The following is a 24780-nucleotide window of genomic DNA, read 5'->3' on the forward strand; positions in this document are numbered from 1 at the left end:
GCCGTTGCTTGTAGCCGGAAATAGGACTTTCCCGATGATTGCCTTCTGAGGACTCTCCACCCAGAGACACCCTGCCCCCCTATCCCCTCTTTTTCAGTCGCGCGTTTGCATGGACCCATAGGTGGTAGTTTATAGTAGCTGGAGTTCCGGAAGAGACATTTGATTTTCAGTGAAGTCCTTGATGTTGGGATCGGCGGTGACGATAACGAGCGTCCAAGGATGGTCTGGAGAGCAAAGGTTTTCGAGGATGAGCTTCCGGTTTTGATTCGGTACTTCATGCAATGCCCCTTCCAAAATCAACAGGGGCGGGCGTGTGATAATGGCTCTCGCGAGTAAAATCTGTACCCGGAGGCTGGGAGGAATGTCCTGACCCTCATCATAAACGGGGGTTTCCAGGCCATGGGGCAGTCTGTCCAGTTCACTCCTCAGTTGCGTGACTTGTAAAGCCCATACCAAATCCTGGGAACTGATCCCGGGCCGTCCCATCGTGATGTTGTCCGTAATCGTCCCTTCAAACAGCGTAAAATACATATGGAACATTACGCTGCGGTGGGCGTAAACCTGGCTTGGCGCAAGGCTTCTTACATCCATTTTGTTATACAAAACCGTTCCATGTGAAACCGGTGCCAGGCCGGCCAGAATCCGGGAAACGCGATGGCAGACGAATTCAGTGGGACAAATGACGGCCCACTTTTCTCCCGGCTGTGCTTCAAATGGAATGCTTTTGATATTGTTTTCCGTGCCAATAGCCCAACTCAAATCGTTGCATTGAAGGTGCAGCTGCTTGACGCTGGATTTCGGAATGATGAGCTCGGATCCGCCTTCAAGTTCATCCTGGGGTGAGGAGAACAGGTGCTCCAGTTCGTGCAGTGCGGTGAAAAAATAAAAGATGACATAAAACCGCTTTATCACCTGCTCCATGTTGAGCAGCAGGCTGGCCACCACCACTTCCGCGGCAACCAGTTGCCCCACCGTCAGTTCATCCTGACTCAACAACCAGCCCGCTGTTCCAAGCAATCCTGAATGGATCACAACCTGGAGTATGATGGAACCGATATATTGTCTCAGCAATGCGCGGAACCGGCTTTCTCGGGACTGTACGTACGCCGATGCCAAATGATCAGCGCGTTTCTGGATAATGGATGAGCAATCGATGGATTTGCAATGGAGAAGGTTTTCCGCAATATTTTGAAACCAGCGGAAGGTGGCGTATTTGGCGTCCGACATTTCCAGAGTGTCGCGCAGGCCGCCCTTGCCCAGCACCGCGATCACGACGATGGCTAAAACCAGGAAAATGTCGAAGATGATGAAATAGGGATGATACAGGACAAGCAGGATCATTCCGATGATTCCACTGACGAAAACGTTCGTGAGGTCCACGAATAAACTGGAAAAAGCCCGTTGGAGAAACACCAGTTCGAAAAACTGATTGATGTTGTAAGCGCGGAAATCATCCATCTTGAAGCGCGGCAATACCCTGGCGAGTGCCAGCGTCACACGGACAAACAATCGACGTTCGACAATATCCGTTGCATAAAACTGGAGGACACGGAAAACTCCGGCAAATAGCAGGATCCCCGCCATGATGCCGACCAGTGTGGCGACCATGAAGGGGGTGACTGCGAAGGCAAATGTGTTGACCATCTCCTGGACGGTTAAAGGAATGATCAGGGAAAATACACCAACCGCCCCGGCATAAATGATCATGAACCAGAAAATTTTCCGGTCCTGCCTCAAAAACAGGCCGAGGCGATCCAGGTTTTCCCTCAGAGTTGGGACCCGATTGAGCATCTAATCGTTTTCCTCCGGTTCCTGAGTTTCATCAGGGCTCAAACCCTTTGCCCATTTTCCGGTAGCCCAATGGTAAAGCGCCAGGGCCTTCTGGTAATCGGACATCGCATTGATCCATTCTTTCTGTGCATTGAGGACGTTACGCTCCCGGATATTCACGACAAGCAGGCTTGCCGTACCCAGTTCGAAACGTGTGCGTTCGCCCTTCTCCAGTTCCAGAGCGTAATCCAGGGATTGGCGTAGAACTTCCACTCTTTCACGTGCGCGGAGAAGGGAAGAGCGGGCATTGTCCACATCCATCTTGATTTTCTGAATCTGGTATCGTTGAAGCATTCTGAGACGCTCTCCTTCCCCCCGGACTTTGAGGAGGTCACCCCGGGCCTCGCGTTGCCGGAAAGGAATTGAAAGCTGGATTCCGAACCGGTATCCCAGACCCAGCACAAATTCACCGGGTTTTCTGGTGGGTGAGGCTTCCAATAGCAGTTCCGGCAGCATTTTGTTCTCGGCTACCTTCAAGTCGATCTGGTTGAATTCGGCCTCAAGGTCCACCTGTTTCACTTCAGGACGTTTGGAGAGGGCATCGGCACGATCCACTTCATACGATACCAATTCCAGGTCCGGATGCGCGGGAGGAAATTCGGGAGCGCTGAGATTATCGGGGACCACTACATCGTCATCCTGCCACATGAAAAGTGCCAGTTTGAACTGCTCCTTTTCCACACTTCGGCTGGCCTTGATCAGATTGTTTTTTCTCTGCTGTGTTTCCTGGCGGGCATCAATGACGTCAAAAGGAGCCCTGGCTCCGGATTCCACCTGATCCATCAACTGGGTCACGCGTTCTTCGGCGACCTGCACCGCTTTTTTATTTATTGCCATGATTTTCATAGCGGCCACCCAGTTCCAGTACTGGGTGGCGGCTCCGAGGTACAGCTCCTGCCGGGTTTGCTGGATATCCAGCGTTGCCTGTCGGTCCGCCAGGGAGGTTTTTTCTATCTGCGCATTTTCAGGATTGTTGATGAAACCGCGAAGGAGCGGAATCACGATGCCCATCAAGGGTTGGTTGGTGGTATCGATCCCAAGGTCAGCGACCTCCACATCTCCGATTCCAGCGCGAAATCCAACAAACCCCTTAATGCCCCAGCGGTGCTGGAGTTCCAGAAAGGTATCATTGAACCCCACGCTTTTGGTGGTGCCATCCTTGGCAAGGCGTTCCAGTTCCCAGTCATTTACCAGTTTGGGTTCCACCTTCCCGAGGGCTTCCAGCAATTTACCGCTGGCAATCATTCGCTTGGCCCGGGCTCTTTTCAGAAGAGGGTGCCCTTCTTCCAGACCTTCAAATATCGCCTCCATGGTCAAAATCGACCCGGATTCCAATTTCGGGGAAGTCAGTACGATATCGTTTGCCCACAAGGGGGAAACCGGGACCGGCGCCCCTAACATCCATATCAAAACCATCAATTTCAGATTTACAGGTTTACCAGCAAACGGGTTTTTAATGGTTCTGGAAATAAACCGGGATTGCCGTAATTCCATAACATTATTTCCTTGGCCTTCCTGCCTTGGGAAGGATGGTTTCTAAAAAGCGTTTGTTGTTTTGGACTTTATAATCGGGTGGAAAGAGATTGATTCGGCGCCAGATTTCGTACCACAGAGGCACACGATTCAACATGACCCAGCCTTTCACGTTGGTGCCGGGGCGCACCTGCCATTGTGGCGGCCAACGGCGCCGGTCGGTATCAGGCACCACCCACAAGCGGAAATCGCCATTGGAACTGACCGCCTTGTCAACCACCTTGATGCGCCCGTCATAGGTTCCCGCCATCAGTTCGGGCCAGGCTGGAAGCGGGATGGCCGGCACTCCCTGAAAGAGCAGACGGACATTGTGCCCCGCCCGGAGCAGGGGCGCATCGATGGAATTGGCCCACATTTCCACTGCGGGCGAAGTGCTTTTGGGAACCAATGTGAACAACAGGTCACCTTCCTGGACGATTTCCCCCGGACCCAAAGCGGAAAGGCGGACAATGGTTCCCTCAAACGGAGCCACCACGTGTCCGGCCTGGTTTCTCTGGAAGGCGTTGGATCGTTTCAATTCAAGATCCGCAAGATCACTGGCGATCTTGGAAACGTGGCTCAGCACATAGGCCCGTTTTGACCGGATATCCAGCAAGGTCTGGGTAAGCTCGGCCTGGATTTTTTCCCGGTCGAAAACCAGAGCCTGCCGGGCATTCCGGGCTTCCCTCAATACCGCCTCCGCCGCTCTCAGTTCCGCTTCCGTTTCCGTCATTTTCTGGATGGCAAGTTCGAGTTCCCGCCGCGACAGCAGACCCTTCTCCTCCAGTTTTCGGGACCGTGCCAGGTTCAGCCTGGCGGTTTCAACTGCGCCCCTGGCGGGTGGGATCAATTGTTCAATATTGTGGATTTTGTTCTCCGCTTCCGAGATTCTGGCTTCGGCTTTGGAAAGGGCGGCTTCGACGAGAAGGGCCATTTCTTCCGCTCGCCCCTCCAGGTGCCGGGCCTGCTCAAGGGAAGCGTTCCTTTGCTCTTCCAGTGCCCGGCGGGACTGGTCCAGGCGCTTGATGAGGTCCGGTGCCATGAAATTAGGATTGATGTCACCAAGTTTGAGGACAATTTGTCCTTTGGCCACATGGACCCCCTCGTTCGCTTTCCATTCCAGAATTCTTCCATTGATCCTGGAATGAATTTTCTGAGGACGTTGCTCCGGGTGGTAGGCGGACAGTTGGCCTTGAATGGTAATGGTCTGGGTCCAGGGAACGAAAATGACAAAAGCGGCAAAAATAAGAAAGACCAATACGGTCACCCGGGCCCATCCAGCCAGCCGTTTGGGAACTTTGACTAAGGAAGGGGACTGCCTCTGGTCATCTTCCACCAGAATTTGCGGAGAAAAAGGTCCTGTTTCCAGACCCAGTCCTTCCGGGGAGCGGTGTGAATTCGTTCCAGAATTGCTCATGGCCATTCCTGACGAATAAGAAAACGGTTGGTTCTATACCAATAAAACCTCCACATAAAAAGGAGGTTTTGCTTTGAGTGTGATCGCTCCAGAAAGCAGGTGGGTTTAGCGCCAATGCTTTTATCAAACCCGTTTAATTGAGGCCAGGGTATGAACAGGAAGCACCCTCTGCTGCGAAGCGAGTCAAGTAATGTGCCTTTAGTCGAATGCGTCTATTATAGTCCAATTGGATTAAGTAGTAAAAACTCAATATAAAAAAAATAATTCATATGCCCGGGTCCTTTCTTCTTTAGAGAGAAATCCTGTTTTGGGAACGCCCTTAAAGATTTGTGGATGGCGATTTTCATAATTATGAAATATGTTTTCTTAAGTACAGCAAACAAATTTTGATTCGCCTTCAAGGGCTTTTAGAAAGTTGTGGATTGGGACGATTATTTTGGGCAGGCCGTTCCGCGGCACCGCAGGTATAGGGTTCCCCCGGGCAAAGGGTAGGTGGCCACCACCCGGTCATTCGGGAACTGGTATTCGCGTGCGAGCACAAAGGCATCCGTCCAACCCGGGCCGGGTTTTGTCAAGGGAGGCTTTGGAAACCCCAGGCTGTCGATGTGTGCGGTCACGCTGAGTCCGAGAGAGGAAGAGTCGACGACATACAGAGGATGGGATCCTGTAGCGGCCATCACCTGCCGCGCGGCGTTGGGATAGGCATCCAGATGACCATTCGTTTTGTACCAGAGAAAGGCGCCGGTCATGAACACCAGTTTCATGGCAACCATCACGCTGAAAAGAGGAACCATCCACTTGCGAAGAGGGAGTCCTTCCGGTTTCGACACCAACAGAGCAAACAACAGCGCGCACCACGGATAGAGGGGCAGGATGTAACGGATGTTGGTTGAGAGTGCAAAAAGGTAAGGAAGGTAATTCAAAAATACGAGCCACGCTACAATTCTTGCCAAAGATTTATCTTTTAAAGAGGGCAGAGTGCGGTTTTGAAATATCAACAAAATCATGATCGCACTTCCCGGTAGCAAGACGATAAAACTCTCGGTTAAAAATGCGAAGCGTTCCCCCAAATACGAGACTGGGGAAAATGGAGAGCCCAACCCGGTCAGCTTGTCCACAACCAGCTGTATCATCGCAGGTAGGGACCCGGCCCCCTCGGCCCACCCCAACCAGAGCACAGGAACCATCAGGACAAGGGCATGTATGAGGATCGATGTGGGCTTTAAGAGGAATTTACGTCCCTGTTTATTGAAGGTGCAAACCACGCCGAGAGAGACGGCATAAAAAACATATCCGGTCACCGCCTTGGTTAAAAACGATCCCGCCAACCCAAACGCAACTCCGATTAAAAATTCAACACGGTTTTCATGCACCGCCAAAATCAACGAGGCTACGGCGAGAAAAACAAAAAATCCGAACAGCGGATCGGCGTAAGCGAGCCAGCCGCGAAAAAACAGGACGTCGCCTGAAAAGAAAAACAGGGTGCTCATAAAAGCAAGTCGGCTGTTGCGATAAACTCGCGAGACAAATGCAAAGAGGAGACATCCCGTCCCCACCGTAGCCAGAGCCGACACTAGGCGCGATGCAACCAGGACGTTCTCCCACCCCGTAATGTGGGCGAGGGGAATCACCAGCCAGTTCATGAGGGGAGGGCGCGGATAGGGTTCCCCGTAAAAGGTGGGAGTCCGCCACTCGCTGCGATGAGCCATTTCCATCGAGGTGATGGTATAAACACCTTCCTCACCCATGTATGGAAGGAAAAGAGTGGGAAGAAAGCTCAATACAGCCAGGACCAGAATTATCCCGTGGCGTGATGTATCTGGAGAAACCTCTTGATCTGGCATGTCCGGTCCCGGTCAGCTATTCAGGGTAATGTAAGTGATCACCACGTACCTCCCCAGTTTTCCGATCGTAACCAGCAGTAGAAACGTGGGAAGGTTCACGCGCAACACTCCCGCCGCGACGGTGAGGGGGTCGCCGATCACCGGGACCCACGCAAAGAGGAGGGAAGTGGTGCCATACTTTTGGTACCTTGCCAGTGCGGTATCATTTTCTCTTTTTGAAGTACTGGAAAAATTTCGTTTGAATAATTTGGTGCCTCCGTACCCCAGCCCGTAATTCACGACGGAACCCAGCACGTTGCCCAGGGTGGCAACGGCAACCAGGACCGAGGGTGTCAGGCCGTTCAACAGGAGGGCGCTCAGAACCACCTCGGAACACAAAGGGAGAATTGTTGCCGCGAGAAACGCGGCGGTAAACATCCCCAGATAATTCCATTCTATAAGCGATTCCAAATGCGTACTCTTAAAATGCAAAATTGTGAAAAACGTTTGAATATCAGCGAGCTGAATACAAACCTGTTGAGAGAACCAATGGTACTGGAATTGAATTCGTTTTTGTAGAGCCTCCAGGTACTGAACCGGGGAAAACGGATTCGGCCCGTTTTAAAATGGAGAAATAATCCCAACAAGAAACAGTGGACTTTTGCGAGCTATGGACTACTATTGAACTGCCACCGGCTCCTTGAAATTGGCAGCGACAGTCACCCTTGTTCAAATGCGAACCTTATTGGTGCTTGCATGTGGCTTCCACACCGGAATTGAAACGCTTCACTTTTGGCAACTGGCGCGGGGATATGGCCGGAGGCATTTCGGCCGGAATCGTGGGCATTCCCTTGGCGCTGGCATTTGGAGCCCAGTCGGGATTGGGTCCCGTGGCGGGATTCTATGGTGCCATCGCACTGAGCCTGGTCGCATCGGTATCCGGCGGTACGCCTACCCAGATCAGCGGACCCACCGGGCCCATGCTTGTCGTTGCCGCCCTTGTGGTCAGCGGGTCGATCGAACAGGCAGGAAGCCTGGAAGCCGCCCTTCCCACCATCATCGCAACCTTCTTTTTTGCAGGAGTGATGCAGGCCCTCTTCGGAGTTTTGAGGTTCGGCAAATACATCCGGTACATCCCTTATCCCGTGGTCTCCGGTTTCATGACGGGAATCGGGATCATCATCATTCTTCTCCAGATTTTTCCATTGGTGGGAAAAGAATCGCCGAAGGGAATCCACAACATATTGCTCGGGCTCCCTCAATTATTTACCGACTTCAATTTCGAGGCCGCGGGACTGGGTTTGGTCACGGTGGCCATCATTTTTCTTTTTCCCAAAATCACGCGCACTGTGCCGAATATTTTGTTGGCCCTGGTCACTGTTTCCGTGCTGGCGGTGTGGACGGGTTTCAAAGTGGTCAACATCGGCGCCATTCCTTCACAGCTTCCGGAATTCAGGCTGGCCCTTCTTTTAAACTGGGAATTGATGAATCTGGAATTGATTTTTTATTCCGGAATCACCCTGGCGCTTTTAGGAAGCATCGATTCCCTGCTCACTTCGGTGATTGCCGACAACGTGACCAAAACCAAACATGACAGCAACCAGGAATTGATCGGCCAGGGACTGGGTAACATGGCGGCGGCATCCATTGGTGGCATCCCAGGGGCGGGGACCACCATGTCCACCCTCGTCAACACCAATTCGGGAGCGCGGACGCGGCTTTCCGGCGTGGTGCACGGCTTGTCCCTGATTCTGGTTCTGATGGTGGCTGGACCCTGGGTGTCCCGGATTCCCGTTCCGGTACTGGCGGGAATCCTGGTGACGGTGGGGATCGGCATCATCGACTACAAAGGCCTGAAACACATCCGCCGGCTCCCACGCGAAGAGACGGCCGTCATGATTGCGGTATTATCGATGACCGTATTCGCGGACCTCATTCAGGCCGTGGCCCTGGGTATGATTCTATCCTCCATCCTGTTCATGAAAAAAATGGGCGACCTGGCCGAAACCCAGACGGAAGTCATGTCGTTGGGCTCCTATTCCAACTCGCAGGACTCGTCCCCCGATGAGAGCGTTTGCCTGACGTCCGAATTGTCCGACGCGGTTTTCATCAAGCGCCTGCGCGGTCCGCTTTTTTTTGGGTTTGCGATGACGTTTCAGGATATCGCCAAACAGTTCCAGGGGATTCGGATTGTCATTCTTAAAATGAAGGAAGTGCCGTTCATCGACCAGACCGGGCTGTTTGCCATGGAAGAGGTGGTCCTGGATTTGAAAAGTCGTGGGATCACCGTGTTCATTTGCGGCCTGCAGGATCAACCCCGGGACATGCTCATGAAAATAGACATGATTCCCAGTTTGATTCCAGAACGCTTCCTGTTTTCGGACCTCGCCGGTTGTGTGGATTATCTCAGCCGTAGGAAATCCCTGAATTTCTCTGAGGACGATTGACTCTGCCACAACCTGATAATGTATGATTGTGGCCGAGAATTTTGATTGACGATGAATGTCATCGAGAAATTTTAGCTGCTTGATTACCGCTCGCCCGACATTAAAAATCTATTAGTAATCGGTCAGCTTACTAAACTGAACCTGAAAGCCATTGCTAATAGATTTAAGTGCAAGGCAGTTCAAGCCAAAGACGGGGCAATAAAAAACACAAGTGGCCTTGTGAGGAATAAAAAATATGACACCACAAAAGACCGGCTGGCTTGATCGAATACTCAGCTATTTAGTTCTTCCCGGATTTTGTTCATTGGTTTTTCTCTGGCCTCTGTTGATAAAAAAATATCAGGTTTATGGCGGGGCAGGCACTGAAATGGTTATGAGCCGCGCCATAAAGGGGCAGTTTAATTTAAGCTTGTTGTCGGGACATCTTCCTCTCTGGAATGAATGGGTGGAGACAGGGAAGGTGTTTTTGTTGTTCGGAACGGTACCCCTTAATTTTCTGACTCCCCTGGAGTTGCTTTTAGACCCATCGCTGAATTCTAAGTTAACTTTTGCGCTGCCTACTTTTGTGGTTTGTCTTTTAACCTTCAGCTTCTTTGTTTTACTTGCAAGATATATAGGGCTTCCAATCTGGGTCGGGCTGGCAGGAGGCTTTACATACCTGCTGGCGTCGCCCGTTGGTATGTATATATTTTCCTGGGTCTATTCTGGGATAATTGTGGCAACCCCATTTATGATAGCGATTATCCTGATGTATTTTCGGCAACCAAATAACATGCTGTTGGTGGCTTACTTCGGTTTGGCTTTTATTGTGACCCAAGGCGCCTATAGTCCAAGTCTATCAATGGTTTTGATTTATATTTCATTTTTGACAGGGATTGAGCTTGCCCGAAAATTAATCTTTGAACCTCAGATTAAGTCGAAACAATCCCTTTATTTATTCGGCAAGCACTTTTTTGCATTTGTTCTTGCCCCACTCTTTTTCTTTGCATGGCAATTACCGTTAATTCAAAGTTTTTTGAAGGTACCTGTTAGGAGGATGAAAGGAGTTGATTTTAGTGCAAGTGAAGTCCTCAGGCATTTTTTTATGCAATTTGAAAGTTCTGTGGGCTTAAGGATTTTTATTGGAATGGGTTTGTTTCTGGTTTTGACAAGGCTGATCTTAAAATTTCTAAATTCTTTCAATAGTAAAAATATTTCAAATGCAAGACTCGGTGTTGTTCCTCGGTGGGCCCTTCCTCCGCTTGTTCTGTTTATTGTTTGGGTGCTTTTGTTTGCGTTTGGCATTGTTTCGGATTACCGCGCCGTCTCAATTTCGATTGTCAGTGTCCTCTTTGTGTTGCTTATATTTAGATACCCATCCCTAAGGAATCCAAACCTGGGAGGAATGCAGCATTGGGATTTTGGAATCAGAAAAAACTGGCGATTTCCTCTCTTGTGCGCTGGATTGTACATTGCATTATTTCAAAAAATAAAGATGGCAGATGAGGTGCTCGCTCCCAACGTGTTAGATGGGATGTTTTTATTTTTTATTTTCATTGGAGCATTGTGGGAGCCCGAAAAGAATGGTCAGGATAATAACCAGAAGCGGCTTTTAAAATGGTTGTCCGGTTATTTTGTCGTGTGCCTGGGGCTTGGTTGGGTGATTCGGGATTTTCTGGCAATTCCCATGTATGAGATTTTCAATTACATATGGGCGGACAGTCGGGATTTTTTTTGGTTTGTGCCAACTCTAAGCATTCTTTTCATGATAGGGGTATTTCGATTTTATCAGCAAAGCTCAGCGATAATTCGGGATGTTAAGGATAGGTTGATCTTAGATATTAGTTTTTCCTCGATCAGAAAAGGAAAGCGGGAGGAGATTGCTGTTTTCCCGGATAGGGATGAAAATTTAAACGCAATCGATCGGGAAGGCTATGGGGAAGAAGAAAAGCGAATATGGTCTAAAATAATATCCGCTCCAAAATCGAAATATCTTGGCAGTTTGGCTGTTATTGCAGTGATTGTCGGCATTTTTTTAATACCTCTTGTGGGGTTCAAGTTCTTTGCCTCCAAAGGAAGTACTGTTGAAAATAGGATGCTCCGATATTTGAATAATAATGAGTGGCAATATTTTCTTAATCAAGAATCTTATTATCGACCCCGAATGGAGTACGCCAAGGAGAGAGCGGGTGGATTCTTGCGCGGATTGGGGTGCAGGTTTCATTGGGGAACGACAGGATCTTGCGCTGCCTTAGGTATCATGGGTGCTTCGGGATACGATTTGATAAGTGATTCGTTTAGGGAGTTGATGGAGCGAGCCATTCTTGGTTCCACAAAATTTGTTAAAAAAGAATTTCCTAATTTGGTTTTTTACAGCCTTCAATCCCGACGGGTTTACTTGAAGAAATACCCGGAATATTCTGAATTTGAAAAGGATGAAGAAAGCTTATGGCAATATTACACTCAAATGCGTTCTCTTCCTTTGGGGAAAGGGGTGGACCCCTTTTATGTTGAGTTAATGAGGGTGGGATTATTGTGGCCATCCCATGTTGTTCAGGCAGGTGCGCCAAATCTTGATCCGGAGCGATGGGTTCAGGATTTCAAATGGTGGATACGGGCTGATTTTGGAGAAGGGAAGTCCAAGGTCATCAATCGTGTGAAAATTAAGCCGAGAAAGGATCTGCCTCAGGGCTTATTTAAGCATTCTGAGTTACTGGCCAGCAATGATGGTGCGACTTGGACCTTTGTTTCTGCTTTGAATTTGGAAGAAATACCCGATCCAAACAAACCGGTCGAATGGCACTTTGTCAATGATAAAGCGTATCGATATTACATGCTTAACATTCTGGACGGTCATTCCAGCGGAAAATTTCGTTCCTTGGCAGAAATGGAATGGAATGGAAATGAGCACAATGAGAACTCATCTTCCTATAAAAATTATCTGGCCGAAGCAGCTAAGGTGGAATTCAGTTCGTCAGCGGGTAACTTCCCTCCAGCGGGTCTATGGGATGGTAATCCAGATACGTATTGGCACGTTGATAAAATTTCCTCAAAATGGCATGTTTATGGCTCTCTATATCGTTTTAAGCCCAAGAAGAGCCTACAGCGATATGGAATACTCGTTCCAAGGAAAGGTCAGTCATTAAGGGATGTTTCTAAACTTTTAACATCTTTAAAAAGGGAAGATTTAGAGCAGCTGTATGGGCGTATGGGTTTTTCTGAAGAGGAGTTGAGAGTTCGCGGAGTAGAGTTTTCTTACGCAAAGTTTGAGCCCAATAAGCAGGAATTCGAAATCATTTCCAATAATGAAGCTTATTTGATTGTTTTCGATAGCTTCCACCCGGATTGGCGTGCGATTAACAATGGAGATCGGGTTCCCATTGAAAAAGGATTTCTGAACTTTCGAGCAATACAGCTAAAGGTAGGCACAAATCACGTTAAAATTTTCTTTGAGCCTCAGTATATGGTGCCCGCTGCAGGCCTGTCCCTTCTCACTATGATAATGGTTGTTGGTTTTTGTGGGCGGGCTTTATGGCGGAGGGACAAGTGAGGGATCATCCTTGGCGAAATTTTATTCAAATGTTTAATTCAGGAAACGAATCATGTCCGTAAAAATGTATCATAACCCGGAATGCAGTAAATCGCGCGCGACGCTGGAGTTGCTGAAGGAAAAAGGCGTCGAGCCTCAAGTCATCGAATACCTAAAAACTCCACCGCCGGCAGACGAATTGAAAAACATTCTTGGAAAACTCGGTTTGTCGCCGCGCGAGTTGATGCGAAAAAAAGAGGACGAATACGGGGAGTTGAATCTCGACAATCCCGGACTGACAGACGACGAACTGATTCAGGCGATGGCGCAGAATCCCATCCTCATCGAGCGCCCCATCGTGCTCGCAAACGGCAAAGCCGCGCTCGGCCGCCCACCGGAGCAGGTCCTCGACATCCTGTAAGCGGATTGGAGGAAGGGGGTGTTCACTCCCCTGGAGGGCTTTCGCTAAGGCGGGTCACCACGTTGAAACCGGGAATGGGTTCGTCGCGTTCCATGCGCACCACCGTTTCTTCAAACGCCAGACAGGTGAAACCATTTTTTTCTGCAATGGATTCGATGTAAGACCGGGAATGGGCGTAGCGTCCGGTCGGACGCAGGGCGAAATCGGTTTCATCAACCCGTTCTACCGAAAACAAAAACCACGCGCCAGCGGATGCTCGTTTCCGCACCGCCTGGAATAACGGATCCAGGTCACCGATGTACACCAGCACGTCCGCGGCAATGAACAGGTCGAATCTTTCCTGGGCCCGGTCAAGAAACTCGATTAGCCCTCCTTCATGCAACGCATCGTAGATATTTTTATCGCGGGCCTTTTGCAGCATCCTCGCGGAGAGGTCCACACCCGTCAACTTTTGGGTGCGTGATTTGAAGGCTTCTCCGGAAAGTCCGGTACCGCAACCCAGGTCGACAGTGCATTCAAAAACCTTGTCCTCAGGAACTGAAGCGTCCAGCATCTGACGCAGTTCTTTGGGTGACTGATATCTGAGGGAGAGGACCAACCTTTCCTCGAACTCCGGAGCCGCCTTGTCAAACAACCGGGAGACGTAATCTGCAGGCGCGGCCTGGGTGGTTGTGCCACGCAGGGCGTCCATCATGTGCCGGGCCGTGTGGTTTGCGGGGTCGATCTCCAATACCGTTTCATAGGTCTCGCGCGCCCGGTCCATATCCATTTGCAGGTAATACATGTGGGCCAGGTTATTGTATGCTTTGGCAAACTTGGGATTGGCTTTCACCGCCTGCTGATAGCAGGCCAAAGCCTGTTCGGCATTTCCCTGGGCTTCATGCAGGTTGCCGAGATTGAAATGGGCATCCGCGAATCGGGGATTGATGTCCAGGGCGCGTTGGTAGGCATCCACCGCCTCTTTGATCTCCCCGCATTCCCGCAACATGATGCCAAGATTGTTCCAGGCGTGGGCGTAGGATGGATCGAGGAAAACCGTACGTTCGAATTGCCGACGGGCTTCTTTCACGTCTCCCAGGGTGGAAAGGGCGTTTCCCAGGTTGAACGGATAATCCGGATCGGTGGGATCGATTTCTGCCGCTCGACGGAAGGCATCGACCGCCTGCGTATGGTGGCCCCATTCCAGCTCGACCAGCCCCAGGTTGAACCATGCCGGATCGAGGCGGTCGTTGATCCTCACGGCTTTTTGATAAGCCTCCGCCGCTTCCTTCAGCCGTCCGCGTTCCCGCAGCACTTTTCCAAGGTTGTAGTGCGCTTCGGCAAAACCGTCGTCCACCGCCAGCGCGCGGCGAATGAAAGCCTCTGCTTCCGAAGGGTTGCCTTTCTGGAAGGCCAGCACTCCCAGAATATGCAGCGCGTCGAAATGGTTGGCGTCGAGTTCCAAAACCTGTTGAAGGCAATTCCGGGCATCTTCCAGGCGTTGGGTATTGAGTGCCTGCGCCGCTTCCTGAAGAAGCTGGTCAATACTGAGTTGAGGATTTTGCAAAACGCATCCTGTTTTGAAGTGTCATTCGTAAGAATTCGAGTCCTATGTCTCAAGACCTCTATTATTCGGATTTTTTGAATTATCACAAGGGAAACGAATCGAAGCCGGAGCCCGGCTGGAAGACGGGTCAGGGTCCCTACCAAAGAGGTGCGCCGGGACAGGCCGGTTGCAGGCTTGTTTAAAATGGGGGTGGTTAAAACCGGTTCACCACCACATGCCCACCGGAAACAACCAGGTCCGGATATTCGAGGACTTTCAGGTCGTGTAACGGGCTTCCCTTCGCGGACCGGAGGAGCATCGGGTCCCCGTTTGGTTCTTGGGCGGATGCGAAAAGGGGAGCCGAAACCATCAAGGCCAGGCACAGGACCTGCCTGATACCCCTCCCACACATTGATTTGGTCCAATGCCGGACTTTCATATTTCAAACTCCCCTTTTCGCGAAATTAAAACCAAAGCACGCCGCAGGTTAAAACCTGAGGCGCACGCCGCCGAAGATGCGGCGGTCGTCTCCCGCATAAAACGCCGCCTGGTTGAACGGCGTCGGGGTGGCGATGGTGGAAAAGGTGGAGATGAAGTTTTTGTCCAGCAGGTTGCGTCCATTGGCGAACACGTCGATATTCTTGTTCACCGTGTAGCCCGCCGTGAACCCGAGTATGGCATAACCCGGAGCCTTCAACCGATTGGAGAAATCGACGTACGCACTGCTTGCCGCCTCCAGGGTCGGGGCGACGAACCATTTGTCCCCGTCCGTGTAGCGCAACTCCGCCTGGTAAAAATGGGGCGGCTGACCCGGCAGGGTGTTGTCGCCGTGCTGAACGTTGTCATCGAACTTGAAATCGCTGTAGGTGTATGCGTTACGCCATTGCAGGCGGTCGCCCCCCTGCAACAGGTTGCGGGCCAGCAGGATGTCGAGGCCCGCTTCCACACCTTGGTGGATGGTGGAATCGGCATTGAAGGTGGAAACGGGGAACCCGGGTCCGGTTGTGAACTGAAGCAGTTCGTCCTCCACCCACGCACGATAGAGGGCAATGTCCCATGCCACGCGTCCGTGTTGCCCGCGGCTTCCCACCTCGACGGTCCACGCTTTCTGTGCGGAGAGAGGAGCGAATCCCGCCGCGCCGCCCTGCGTCAGGTTGGAGAAATCAGGCGGTTCGTAACTGCGGGTGACGTTGGCGAAAAACTGGATGGTCGGGGTGTGGTGGTACATCACGCCCACGCGCGGGTTGAAGGTGGCGGTGGTCTGGGAATCGCTCTGCGCGGGCGCAAGCTTGTTTTCCGATTCGCGCCCGGCATAAATCACCTGGCCGCCCGTAACAAGTGCCCACTGGGGGTTGAAGTAAAAATGATTCTCGCCGTACAGCACCACCGTCTCCGCGGACTGATCCTGGTCGGAAGTCAGGGCGCCGCGCGCACCGCCGAAGTTCTGAAACACCAGTGCATTGGTGTAGCCGAACTGGGAAAGCACGCCGCCGCGGAATTCGTTTTTATATCCGCTCAGCGAGTAGGAGCCATGCGCCTGTGCGAACACGCCGTAGTCGAGGCTGGTCTGGTCGATGATGCCGACGAACGACGTGATGGGATGAAACAGGGTTTTGTGATTGACATACGCGCCCACGTCCACGAACCGGCCGTTGCCCAGATCGAAGGTGGTTTTGTTGGACAGGCGCACGGAGTTGATGTCCCTCTGCCAGTCCTGGGTGATGGCGGAGGGATTGGCGTTTTCCGGATTGCTGAGAGCCTGTCCCAGGGTGACCGTTCCCGGCAACTCCTGTGCGATCACGTTGGTGCTCATGTAAAAACGCGTTTCCACCGAATCCGACAGGCGCAGACCGTAGTTGCTGTTGAACTTGACGTTCTCCTGCCTGGCATGGTCACGGAAGTCGTCGCTGGTGGTGGCCGTGACACTGACGAACAGGTCGGACCGGTTGAACTGGTAACCGGATTGCAGGTGCAGGCGGAAGGTCTGGTCGGCGCCGCCGTCGAACCGGTACATCTGTCCCGGATGACTCTTGCCGTTCTTTGTGATCAGGTTGACCGCTCCGCCCAGCGTGATGCCGCCATACTGCAGGGCGTTGCCTCCTTTATAAACCTCGATGCGTTGCAGGGCGAGGAAATCCATTTCCTGGAAATCGCCACTGCCGTCGGCCAGGTTGAACGGAATGCCATCCTGCAACAGGCGCAGGCCCACAAGATGAAAACCGCGTGCGAGACCCGACCCGCGAAGCGACAGGCGGACCTCCTCGCCAAACCGCTTCTGCGCGTACGCTCCCGGCACCAGAGCCAGCGTGTCTTCAAAGTTGAGGGTGTAGGTGTCCTCAAACGATTCCTCAGTGACCACGTTCACGCCGCCCGGCGCTTTCTTGATTTCCTTTTCCGCCTCTGCGTTGCTGGGGACGGTCAGCGTCCCTTTCGGTTTTTCCTTTTTTCCAACGACCTCAATTTCTTTCAGCACGATTTCCTTGCTCTCTGCAAACGCGGCGGGTGCAAAAAGAAACAAACTCAAAACAGCGTTGATAAAGAATGGGATTACGAATTTCAATCTGCTGTCCACGGGAACCTCCTTTTGACTTCCTGGAACGGTTGGAACCGCGGCATCTGTTACCCGATCGACTTTGCGCCGTACGCAAACAGGGGTGAATGCGTCACAGCCAAATTCAACGGGGCCGATCACAAACGGACGCCGGGTTCGTTCAAAAAATATTGATGGGTTCGGATGAAGTCAGGAGGATCGGGGAGGGGGGTCCAGCGGGTCGTGAGGGGGGATGGAATTATAGAAAGCGGCTTGCAGGCAGACGGGCTCATTTTGGAGAAAGGGATTCCATTTAACCCCAATGGCAGCCCGTTCCATGGGAGGCAGGGATGAAAATCCGGTAACCACCGCGCGCGGGTGCTCTCCGCAATCCCGGCTGATCTGGCAGTCCACCGGATGTGTGCTCCCCGTCCGGTTTGCGTGCGGGCAGAGGATCAACAGGTGGTGTTTGTGTTGCGGACAATGGGGTTTCTGCGCGTTTGTGGAAGAGGCATGGGAAGCGAACGGATTCACCCCTTCATGCGCATGCGGGGCGGCCACGGCCTGCGCCGCAAACAGCAGCAACGCACCTCCCGCAAACAGAATGCCCGTCATAATTCGATTCAGCATGCGCAAATATTATGAAATAGGGGCCATAAATTCAACCCGTTTATTCATGGCCTTCTCGAAAGGGAGCGGGCGGTATTGGCCTGGGCGGAGACAGTGACCCGCCTGAACGAAACGCACGTTCCCGACGAGGGATTCGAGCGCGTCCGCGCCCACTTCACCGATGCGGAACTGGTGGACCTGACGGTATCGATCGCCCAGATCAACTCCTGGAACCGGCTCGCCGTTTCCTTCCGCGCGGAACCGCAATTGGCCCCTGTCGCGGCCTGAACCCCTTATTTTTTAAAGCGATGCCCCATTGGCTTCGACCGGAGGCCTGCCGGGGTCACCTGCCCGGGTCCTGCCGGTGGGCGCGGTGGCTAAATTCTCATTTCGAATTGCATTCGCTTATTGAGTTTGTTTGGGTTATAATGTTCCCTGCTAGTTGATTGAGCTGTTTGAGAATTGGCGGCGATGAGCTGAAAAGCTTTCTTTCTGGATCGAAACCTTCCCGGAACCTCTATTCCGGCGCGTTTCTGTTTCCCTTCCCTCTTGTTCTCCTCAAATTAACGCTATCACCCGAATCACCGGGTACGAAGCCGCATCTTCGGGCTTGCACTGAAGAGTCTGGAATCGTTGCGCCTTCTATTTCGAGCAACACTACCAAAGGATATTATTTTGAACACTGTATTGACCGCTCCCTCTGCCGAGGGATTTGCATCCCTCAACCTGATCCACCCCATTCTCCGCTCTCTTGAAGAGGAACAGTACCAGACGCCGACGCCGATTCAGGCGGAATCCATCCCGCATCTCCTGCAGGGCCGCGACCTGCTGGGCTGTGCCCAGACGGGTACGGGCAAAACCGCGGCTTTCGCATTGCCCCTGTTGCAGAGGCTGGCGGAATCCAACACCGTTCCCGGGCCCAAAGGGGCGCGGGCATTGATCCTGGCACCGACGCGCGAGCTTGCGGTGCAGATCGAAGAAAGTTTTCGGGTTTACGGACGTCATTTGAAACTCAGCCGGGCTCTGGTGTACGGCGGCGTCAAAACCTTTCACCAGATTCGCGCGCTCAAACGCGGCGTCGATGTGCTGGTCGCCACTCCCGGACGCCTCCTCGATTTGATGGAGCAGAGGGCGCTGCGCCTCGATAAAGTTGAAATTTTCGTGCTGGACGAAGCCGATCGCATGCTGGACATGGGTTTTTTGCCGGACGTGCGCCGGATTCATGCCGCGCTCCCGAAAAGCCGGCAGACCATGCTGTTTTCGGCCACCCTGCCGCAGGAAGTGCGCCGGCTCATCTCCACGTTCCTGCACGATCCGGTTCACGTTTCCGTGTCCCCGCCTTCAACCACGGGAAAGAACATCGCGCAGAAAATCCTGTTTGTGGACAAGGAAAACAAGAAGGCTCTTCTCGAGTCCCTGTTGGGTGACGCCCAGATCGAGCGCGTGCTGGTGTTCACCCGCACCAAGCATGGTGCCAACCAGGTGGCGAAGAGACTGAACCAGACGCGCATCCGCGCCGAAGCCATCCACGGCAACAAGTCGCAACCCGCCCGTTTGCAGGCGCTGGAAAAATTCCGGTCCGGCAAAACGCGGGTGCTGGTGGCGACCGATATCGTGGCGCGGGGCCTGGATGTGGACGGCATCACCCACGTCATCAATTACGAGTTGCCCAAGGAAGCGGAAAGCTACGTTCACCGCATCGGCCGGACCGCGCGCGCGGGTGCGACAGGCATCGCGCTGTCGTTCTGCGATGCCGGGGAGCGGCCCTACCTGAGCCGCATCGAACGGGAGATCAAGAGCACCGTGGACGTGGATACGGATCACCCCTATCATTCCGCCAGCGTGGCGGCTCTGAAAGGGGCCCGCAATGGCCGAAGCGATAAATTCAACCGCTCGTACCGCGGGGAGAATGACGCGCGGCCGCGCCGCAACGGCAACGGCAACGGCAACGGAAGCAGAAGAAAACCGTTCCGGGCCCGTTCATCCCGCGCCGGTTAGTGTTAATATTTAAAGGTAAGCGCCGGACCCGGGTCCGGCGCGTTTCCTGATCCTTAAGGGAACAGGAATGGAGTGAACTTTTTACCAAGGAGGACCCCATCATCGAAGCCATCGTTCATCAGAATCAGGTCGATCGGGCGCTCAAGGTTCTGAAACGCCAGATCAGCAAAGAGGGATTGTTCAAGGAACTCAAACGTCGCCGGTATTATGAAAAGCCGTCGGTCAAGAAAAAGCGAAAGATGAAGGAAGCGCAGAAAAAGAAACGCTCCGCCATGCGCCGCTCACGCCCTTCCTGGTAATAAGGAAGGGTTTGCGGGGTTTGAGCCGGGATCCGTTCCCGAAGACTGGCCAAATTCATGCGCCTGCATAGCACTCCATTACCGTCCGCTTACTCCCCCCCTGTAAGCAGAAAAGGGACATCCCTGTCCCTCTATCCAAACCGTGGTTTCTCTTTTCAGAAACTTTCGGTTGACACTTTCGTTATGTTTATGTAGGTATATCGGGTCTTTTGACCTTTCTGGAAATGAGGGGACCATGCCTGTATTGAAGCCAATCCTCTTGTGCCTGCTGGGAGCGTGCTGGATCCTGCCTGCCCCCGGTGTGTCGGCGCAAAGTGCCGAATCTCAGAAGACCTTCCCCCCGCCCAAAGGATATGTATATAAGGAAAAGGGACTGGCCCGCGATGCAGAAATCACTTTAAACAAGAGTGGGGTTCTGCCGCGGTGGTTGTCCATGGAAATTCAGCATCGGTCGCGCTACGAAACGCTGGACCGTGGGTTTCGAAACGGCGCCACGGGAAGCGACCAGGTGTACGCCCTCCGCACCCTGGCTCAGGCGACGGTGCATCTGCCCCAGCAATTTAAAATTCAATTGGAGTTCCAGGATTCGCGCGGATACCTCAATGACTCAGGTTCGGTGGTCAACAACACCATCGTCAACGCGGCCGAACTGCTGGAAGCCAACCTGCAATGGCGTGGCGAGGATTTGTTTCAAAACGGAAGCCGCCTGCTGGTGCGTGCGGGCCGCATGACCATGGATTTCGGCAAGCGCCGCCTGGTGGCGCGCAATCGCTACCGAAACACCAAAAACGCGTTCACCGGAATCGATGCCATCTGGCAATCGAAGGACGGAGAGCAGGTGCGTGCCATGGTGACCATGCCGGTCAACCGCCTGCCTTCCAATGCCGGGCGACTGCTGGACAACGAAGTGGAATTCGACGAGGAGTCACCGGACACGATATTCTGGGGACTCTTCCTCTCCACCCGGAATGCGCCTTGGGGTGACCGGGCGGAGGTGTACCTGTTCGGCCTGCATGAGGACGACGGAGACTTTGCCACCCGCAACCGTCAATTGTACACGCCGGGGTTTCGTTTGTTCCGCCCGGCAAAAGGCGGCCACTTCGATTACGAATGGGAGTCGGTGGTGCAGTTCGGGGAATCCCGTTCCAGCACGGCGCCCGGCAACACGGCGGACCTCGATCACTTCGCCTATTTCCTTCACGGGGAAGTGGGGTACAGTTTTGAAACGGCATGGTCGCCGCGGCTGGTGCTGGCGTGGGATTACGCGAGCGGCGACTCCAATCCCGGCGACGGCAAAAACGGTACCTTCAACAGCCTGTTCGGCGCGAACGTGTTCGATTACGGTCCCACCACCATCCACCGGGCGTTTGTGCGGTCGAACGTCAACGGACCGGGGGTGAAACTGAACGTTCAGCCTCACCGCAACTTAAAAGCAACATTGCACTATCGTGCGTTCTGGCTGGCTTCGGACACCGATACGTGGGCAGGAAACTCCGGGTTGCGCGACACCACGGGCCGGTCCGGTTCCTTCCTCGGACACCAGATTTATCTCTCCGCCGCGTGGCAGGCGACGTCCAACATATTCGTTCAGGCAGGGGTGGCGCACCGCTTGGATGGCGACTTTCAGGACGACGTGCCCGGCTCGCCGCGCCAGGGCAACAGCACCTATTCCTACGTCGCAACGACGTTTGCGTTTTAAATAAACAGCAAAGGTTGGAGTTTCATTCCGCCGGTTCGGGTTTGCCGGGAGTTGGCTCCTTTTTACCCGTTGCCTTTTCCGTGATCGTCTGTACCAGGCTGTAAAGAGAGGGAACCAGCAGGGTGCCGATGACAGCGGAAGCGACCATGCCGCCGAACACGATGATACCCAAAGATTGACGGCTGTTGGCGCCCGCGCCACTGGCCAGCACCAGCGGCAGAACCCCCAGCACGAAGGAGATCGCCGTCATCATCACCGCCCGGAAGCGCAGCCTGGCGGAAGTGATGGCCGCCTCGAACACGGGCGTGCCGCCTTCGCGCTGCACTTTCGCGAACTCCACGATGAGGATGGCGTTCTTCGATGCCATGCCGATCAGCATGACCAGCCCGATCTGCGCGTAAATGTCGAGGATGTGCCCGGTGGTTTTCATCGCCACCAGCGCACCCAGCACCGCCACCGGAACGGACAGGATGACGCCCCACGGAATCGACCAGCTTTCATACTGCGCGACCAGGAAAAGATAAACAAAAACCAGAGCCAGGGCGAAAATGATGGGGCCCTGCGAACCCGCCGCCACTTCCTGGTAGGACATGCCGGACCACTCGAATCCCATGCCTGCGGGCAGGGTGCGCGCGGCCAACTCCTCGACAGCAGCAATGGCCTGCCCGGTGCTGTAGCCGGGTGCGGGCGAGCCGTTGATCTTCGCCGCGCGGTACACATTGAACCGCGTCAGCGATTCCGGACCGAGGATGGGTGTGGTTGTCGTCAGCGTGCTGAGCGGCACCATGGCTCCCGCGGCGCTCCGCACGTAAATGCGGTTGATGTCCTCAGGGTTGTTGCGGTACTCACTTTCCGCCTGGATGATGACCCGGTAAACACGGCCGAATTTGTTGAAGTCGTTCACGTAAAACGAGCCCAGCTGTGCCTGCAGGGTTTCGAAAATCTCCGCCACCGGAATGCCCAGCGCCTTGGCCTGCAGGCGGTCGACGTCCAGTTCGATCTGCGGCACCTCTGCGGTGAAGGTGCTGAACACGCGTTGCAGTCCGGGGGTCTGGTTGGCCTCGAAGACGAAGCCGCGCATGGCGGAGGACAGGTCCTGTGGCTCGCCGCCGCGCCGGTCCTGAAGCTGCATTTCGAATCCACTGGCGTTGCCGAGCGCGCGGATCGGCGGCGGGGTGAAGACGATGGACCGTGCCCCCGGTACCTGTGCCGTCAGTCCCCAGGCGCGTCCCACCAGTGCGTCGCTGGAAAGCTCCAGCGCGGTGCGTTCCGCCCACGGTTTGAGCACGCCGATGACGGTCCCGGAATTGGGTTTCGATCCGCTGATCAATCCCCGGCCAACCAGGGTCACCACATTCTCCACGCCGGGCATTTTCATGACCATGGATTCCACCTCCCGCAACAGGCTATCTGTCCGGTTCATCGAGGCGCCGTCCGGGAGCTGGGCGTCGATGAAGAACACCCCCTGGTCTTCCTGTGGGATGAATCCGGTCGCGGCGTTTTTGAATATCCAGTAACTGCCGCCGCCGATCATCAAAAGAACGAGTACGGTGAAGACGAAGCGGCGAACCAGGGCTTTCACAAAAAACAGGTACGCGTGCGACACCCCGCGGAACAGAAACTCGAACCAGCGCAGGGCGAACCACGGACGGGACGTCCGCTTCCGCAACATGGTGGCGCAGAGAGCGGGGCTCAGGGTGAGCGCGTTCAGGGAAGACAGCGATACGGCAAACGCGATGGTCACGGAGAACTGACGGTAAAGCTCGCCGCTGATACCCGGAACGAAGGCGACCGGAACAAAAACCGCAAGCAGGACCAGCGTGGTGGCGATGACGGGGCCGAACACTTCCTTCATCCCCTGGCGCGTGGCTTCTTTCGGCTCCAGTCCCTCCTCCAGATGGCGTTGCACGTTTTCAACGACCACGATGGCGTCGTCCACCACCACGCCAATGGCCAGAACCAGCGCAAACAGCGTCAAGCTGTTGATGGAATACCCCATGGACAGGAGCAGGGGAAAGGTGCCGATCAGGGACACCGGAATGGCGAGCGCGGGAATCAGGGTGGCCCGCCAGTCCTGGATAAAAATGTAAACCACCAGCACCACGAGACCCAGCGCGATGAACAGGGTCTCTACCAGTTCCTTCAGCGAGTTGTCGATGAACCGGGTCGCGTCATAGGGAATGATGTATTGGACGTCCTGCGGAAAGTTTTCGGACAACTCGGCCATTTTTTCCCGGATCCGCTGGGCCACCTCCAGCGCGTTGGCGTCCGGCAACTGGTACACCGCAAAGTTGACGGTAGGCGATCCGTTGAGCCGGGAAAAGGTCTCGAACGTCTGCGAACTCATTTCGACGCGGGCGATGTCCTTCAAACGCACCACGGAACCGTCGGGCTTGGCGAGGATGATGATGTCCTCGAACTCGGAGACGTCGGAGAGCCGGCCTTTGGCGTGAATGGTGTACTGGAACTGCTGGTCCTGGGGCGCGGGCATCTGCCCCACCTGTCCGGCCGCGGCCTGGATGTTCTGGTCGCGTATGGCCTGGGTGACGTCGCTTGTGGTGACCCCCAGGTTCATCATATTGTCCGGGTCCATCCAGATGCGGATGGAATAGTTCAGCGCGCCAAATATGATGACGTCGCTCACGCCGGGCACCCGTGCCAGCACGTCCTTGATGTTGATGGTGATGAAGTTGCTCAGGAACAACTGGTCGTAGGTGCCTTTGGGAGAGGAAAACGCAATGATCTGCAAAAACTCCGGCGAGCGTTTGCGGACGGAGATGCCCGAACGCTGCACTTCATCCGGCAATGCCGGCGTGGCCAGGGAAATGCGGTTCTGCACGTTCACCGTCGCCATGTCGGGGTCGGTGCCGATTTCGAAGGTGACTTCCAGAGTGTAGGCGCCGCTGTCCGTGCTGGTGGAGGACATGTAGATCATGCCTTCAACGCCGTTGACCTGTTCCTCGATGGGCGCGGCCACGGTTTCTTCCAGAACGGCGGCGTTGGCGCCGGGATAGGAGGCGGTCACCACCACCACCGGCGGCGCGATGGGCGGGTACAAAGACACCGGCATCTGCGGCAGGGCCACGAGCCCGGCAATGACCAGCACGATCGAGATGACGAAAGCGAAGCGGGGCCGCTCGATGAAAAAGTTGCTGAACATCG

15 protein-coding genes and 1 pseudogene are annotated in these 24780 nt (G+C 53.9%); 7 read left to right on the forward strand and 9 right to left on the reverse strand.

Annotated elements, in window-relative coordinates; translation table 11 throughout:
* Nucleotides 1–129 precede the first annotated feature (129 nt).
* The 5 genes from ACTRW9_RS13885 to ACTRW9_RS13905 all read right to left on the reverse strand — a co-directional run bounded on the left by ACTRW9_RS13885 (nt 130) and on the right by ACTRW9_RS13905 (nt 7020).
* On the reverse strand, nt 130–1791 hold the full coding sequence (locus ACTRW9_RS13885; RefSeq protein ID WP_442429796.1) for an ABC transporter ATP-binding protein: 1662 nt from the start codon (nt 1789–1791) through the stop codon (nt 130–132).
* Nucleotides 1792–3201, reverse strand: a complete 1410-nt coding sequence (locus ACTRW9_RS13890) for a TolC family protein (RefSeq protein ID WP_442429797.1) — start codon at nt 3199–3201, stop codon at nt 1792–1794.
* 127 nt (nt 3202–3328) lie between these two features.
* Complete coding sequence (locus ACTRW9_RS13895) at nt 3329–4759, reverse strand: HlyD family secretion protein (protein ID WP_442429798.1); 1431 nt, start codon at nt 4757–4759, stop codon at nt 3329–3331.
* Nucleotides 4760–5190: 431 nt separating this feature from the next.
* Nucleotides 5191–6603 (reverse strand): ArnT family glycosyltransferase, encoded by a 1413-nt coding sequence (locus ACTRW9_RS13900; protein ID WP_442429799.1) that lies wholly within the window; start codon nt 6601–6603, stop codon nt 5191–5193.
* A gap of 12 nt (nt 6604–6615) precedes the next feature.
* Complete coding sequence (locus ACTRW9_RS13905; RefSeq protein WP_442429800.1) at nt 6616–7020, reverse strand: YqaA family protein; 405 nt, start codon at nt 7018–7020, stop codon at nt 6616–6618.
* A 320-nt stretch (nt 7021–7340) separates the two neighbouring features.
* Here ACTRW9_RS13905 and ACTRW9_RS13910 point away from each other — a divergent pair, with 320 nt between their 5' ends.
* The 3 genes from ACTRW9_RS13910 to arsC all read left to right on the forward strand — a co-directional run bounded on the left by ACTRW9_RS13910 (nt 7341) and on the right by arsC (nt 12958).
* A complete protein-coding gene (locus tag ACTRW9_RS13910) occupies nt 7341–9029 on the forward strand; it encodes a SulP family inorganic anion transporter (protein WP_442429801.1) in 1689 nt (562 codons plus the stop codon).
* A 235-nt stretch (nt 9030–9264) separates the two neighbouring features.
* A complete protein-coding gene (locus ACTRW9_RS13915) occupies nt 9265–12558 on the forward strand; it encodes a discoidin domain-containing protein (RefSeq protein ID WP_442429802.1) in 3294 nt (1097 codons plus the stop codon).
* A 52-nt stretch (nt 12559–12610) separates the two neighbouring features.
* Nucleotides 12611–12958, forward strand: a complete 348-nt coding sequence (gene arsC, locus ACTRW9_RS13920) for an arsenate reductase (glutaredoxin) (RefSeq protein WP_442429803.1) — start codon at nt 12611–12613, stop codon at nt 12956–12958.
* 22 nt (nt 12959–12980) lie between these two features.
* Here arsC and ACTRW9_RS13925 read toward each other — a convergent pair whose 3' ends face one another.
* From ACTRW9_RS13925 to ACTRW9_RS13935, 3 genes are all read right to left on the reverse strand, one after another.
* Complete coding sequence (locus ACTRW9_RS13925) at nt 12981–14504, reverse strand: tetratricopeptide repeat protein (protein ID WP_442429804.1); 1524 nt, start codon at nt 14502–14504, stop codon at nt 12981–12983.
* A 466-nt stretch (nt 14505–14970) separates the two neighbouring features.
* The gene (locus tag ACTRW9_RS13930; protein ID WP_442429805.1) at nt 14971–17043 is read right to left on the reverse strand and encodes a TonB-dependent receptor family protein; all 2073 of its coding nucleotides are present in this window, start codon (nt 17041–17043) and stop codon (nt 14971–14973) included.
* A gap of 180 nt (nt 17044–17223) precedes the next feature.
* On the reverse strand, nt 17224–17643 hold the full coding sequence (locus ACTRW9_RS13935) for a hypothetical protein (RefSeq protein ID WP_442429806.1): 420 nt from the start codon (nt 17641–17643) through the stop codon (nt 17224–17226).
* A gap of 57 nt (nt 17644–17700) precedes the next feature.
* Here ACTRW9_RS13935 and ACTRW9_RS13940 point away from each other — a divergent pair.
* The 4 genes and pseudogenes from ACTRW9_RS13940 to ACTRW9_RS13955 all read left to right on the forward strand — a co-directional run.
* A pseudogene (locus ACTRW9_RS13940) lies at nt 17701–17910 on the forward strand (carboxymuconolactone decarboxylase family protein); the annotation flags it as partial.
* Between the two features lie 387 nt (nt 17911–18297).
* Nucleotides 18298–19620: a DEAD/DEAH box helicase gene (locus tag ACTRW9_RS13945; RefSeq protein WP_442429807.1), complete on the forward strand. Its 1323-nt coding sequence runs from the start codon at nt 18298–18300 to the stop codon at nt 19618–19620.
* Nucleotides 19621–19721: 101 nt separating this feature from the next.
* Nucleotides 19722–19919 (forward strand): 30S ribosomal protein S21, encoded by a 198-nt coding sequence (gene rpsU / locus ACTRW9_RS13950; RefSeq protein ID WP_042251432.1) that lies wholly within the window; start codon nt 19722–19724, stop codon nt 19917–19919.
* 235 nt (nt 19920–20154) lie between these two features.
* On the forward strand, nt 20155–21618 hold the full coding sequence (locus ACTRW9_RS13955; protein ID WP_442429808.1) for an alginate export family protein: 1464 nt from the start codon (nt 20155–20157) through the stop codon (nt 21616–21618).
* 22 nt (nt 21619–21640) lie between these two features.
* On the opposite strand, the gene ACTRW9_RS13960 is transcribed toward ACTRW9_RS13955, so the two are convergent.
* Nucleotides 21641–24778: an efflux RND transporter permease subunit gene (locus ACTRW9_RS13960; protein WP_442429809.1), complete on the reverse strand. Its 3138-nt coding sequence runs from the start codon at nt 24776–24778 to the stop codon at nt 21641–21643.
* Between the last annotated feature and the right edge of the window lie 2 nt (nt 24779–24780).

The organism is Nitrospina sp. 32_T5 (genome assembly GCF_052156635.1).
In the GTDB taxonomy this organism is placed as follows: domain Bacteria; phylum Nitrospinota; class Nitrospinia; order Nitrospinales; family Nitrospinaceae; genus Nitrospina.

What these genes read in the sequence shown, in the direction of transcription:
- ACTRW9_RS13915 (WP_442429802.1), top strand. Translation starts at nt 9,265, where the DNA reads ATGACACCACAAAAGACCGGCTGGCTTGATCGAATACTCAGCTATTTA.
- ACTRW9_RS13895 (WP_442429798.1), bottom strand. Translation starts at nt 4,759, where the DNA reads ATGAGCAATTCTGGAACGAATTCACACCGCTCCCCGGAAGGACTGGGT.
- ACTRW9_RS13900 (WP_442429799.1), bottom strand. Translation starts at nt 6,603, where the DNA reads ATGCCAGATCAAGAGGTTTCTCCAGATACATCACGCCACGGGATAATT.
- ACTRW9_RS13905 (WP_442429800.1), bottom strand. Translation starts at nt 7,020, where the DNA reads ATGTTTACCGCCGCGTTTCTCGCGGCAACAATTCTCCCTTTGTGTTCC.
- ACTRW9_RS13935 (WP_442429806.1), bottom strand. Translation starts at nt 17,643, where the DNA reads ATGCTGAATCGAATTATGACGGGCATTCTGTTTGCGGGAGGTGCGTTG.
- ACTRW9_RS13955 (WP_442429808.1), top strand. Translation starts at nt 20,155, where the DNA reads ATGCCTGTATTGAAGCCAATCCTCTTGTGCCTGCTGGGAGCGTGCTGG.
- ACTRW9_RS13885 (WP_442429796.1), bottom strand. Translation starts at nt 1,791, where the DNA reads ATGCTCAATCGGGTCCCAACTCTGAGGGAAAACCTGGATCGCCTCGGC.
- arsC (WP_442429803.1), top strand. Translation starts at nt 12,611, where the DNA reads ATGTCCGTAAAAATGTATCATAACCCGGAATGCAGTAAATCGCGCGCG.
- ACTRW9_RS13960 (WP_442429809.1), bottom strand. Translation starts at nt 24,778, where the DNA reads ATGTTCAGCAACTTTTTCATCGAGCGGCCCCGCTTCGCTTTCGTCATC.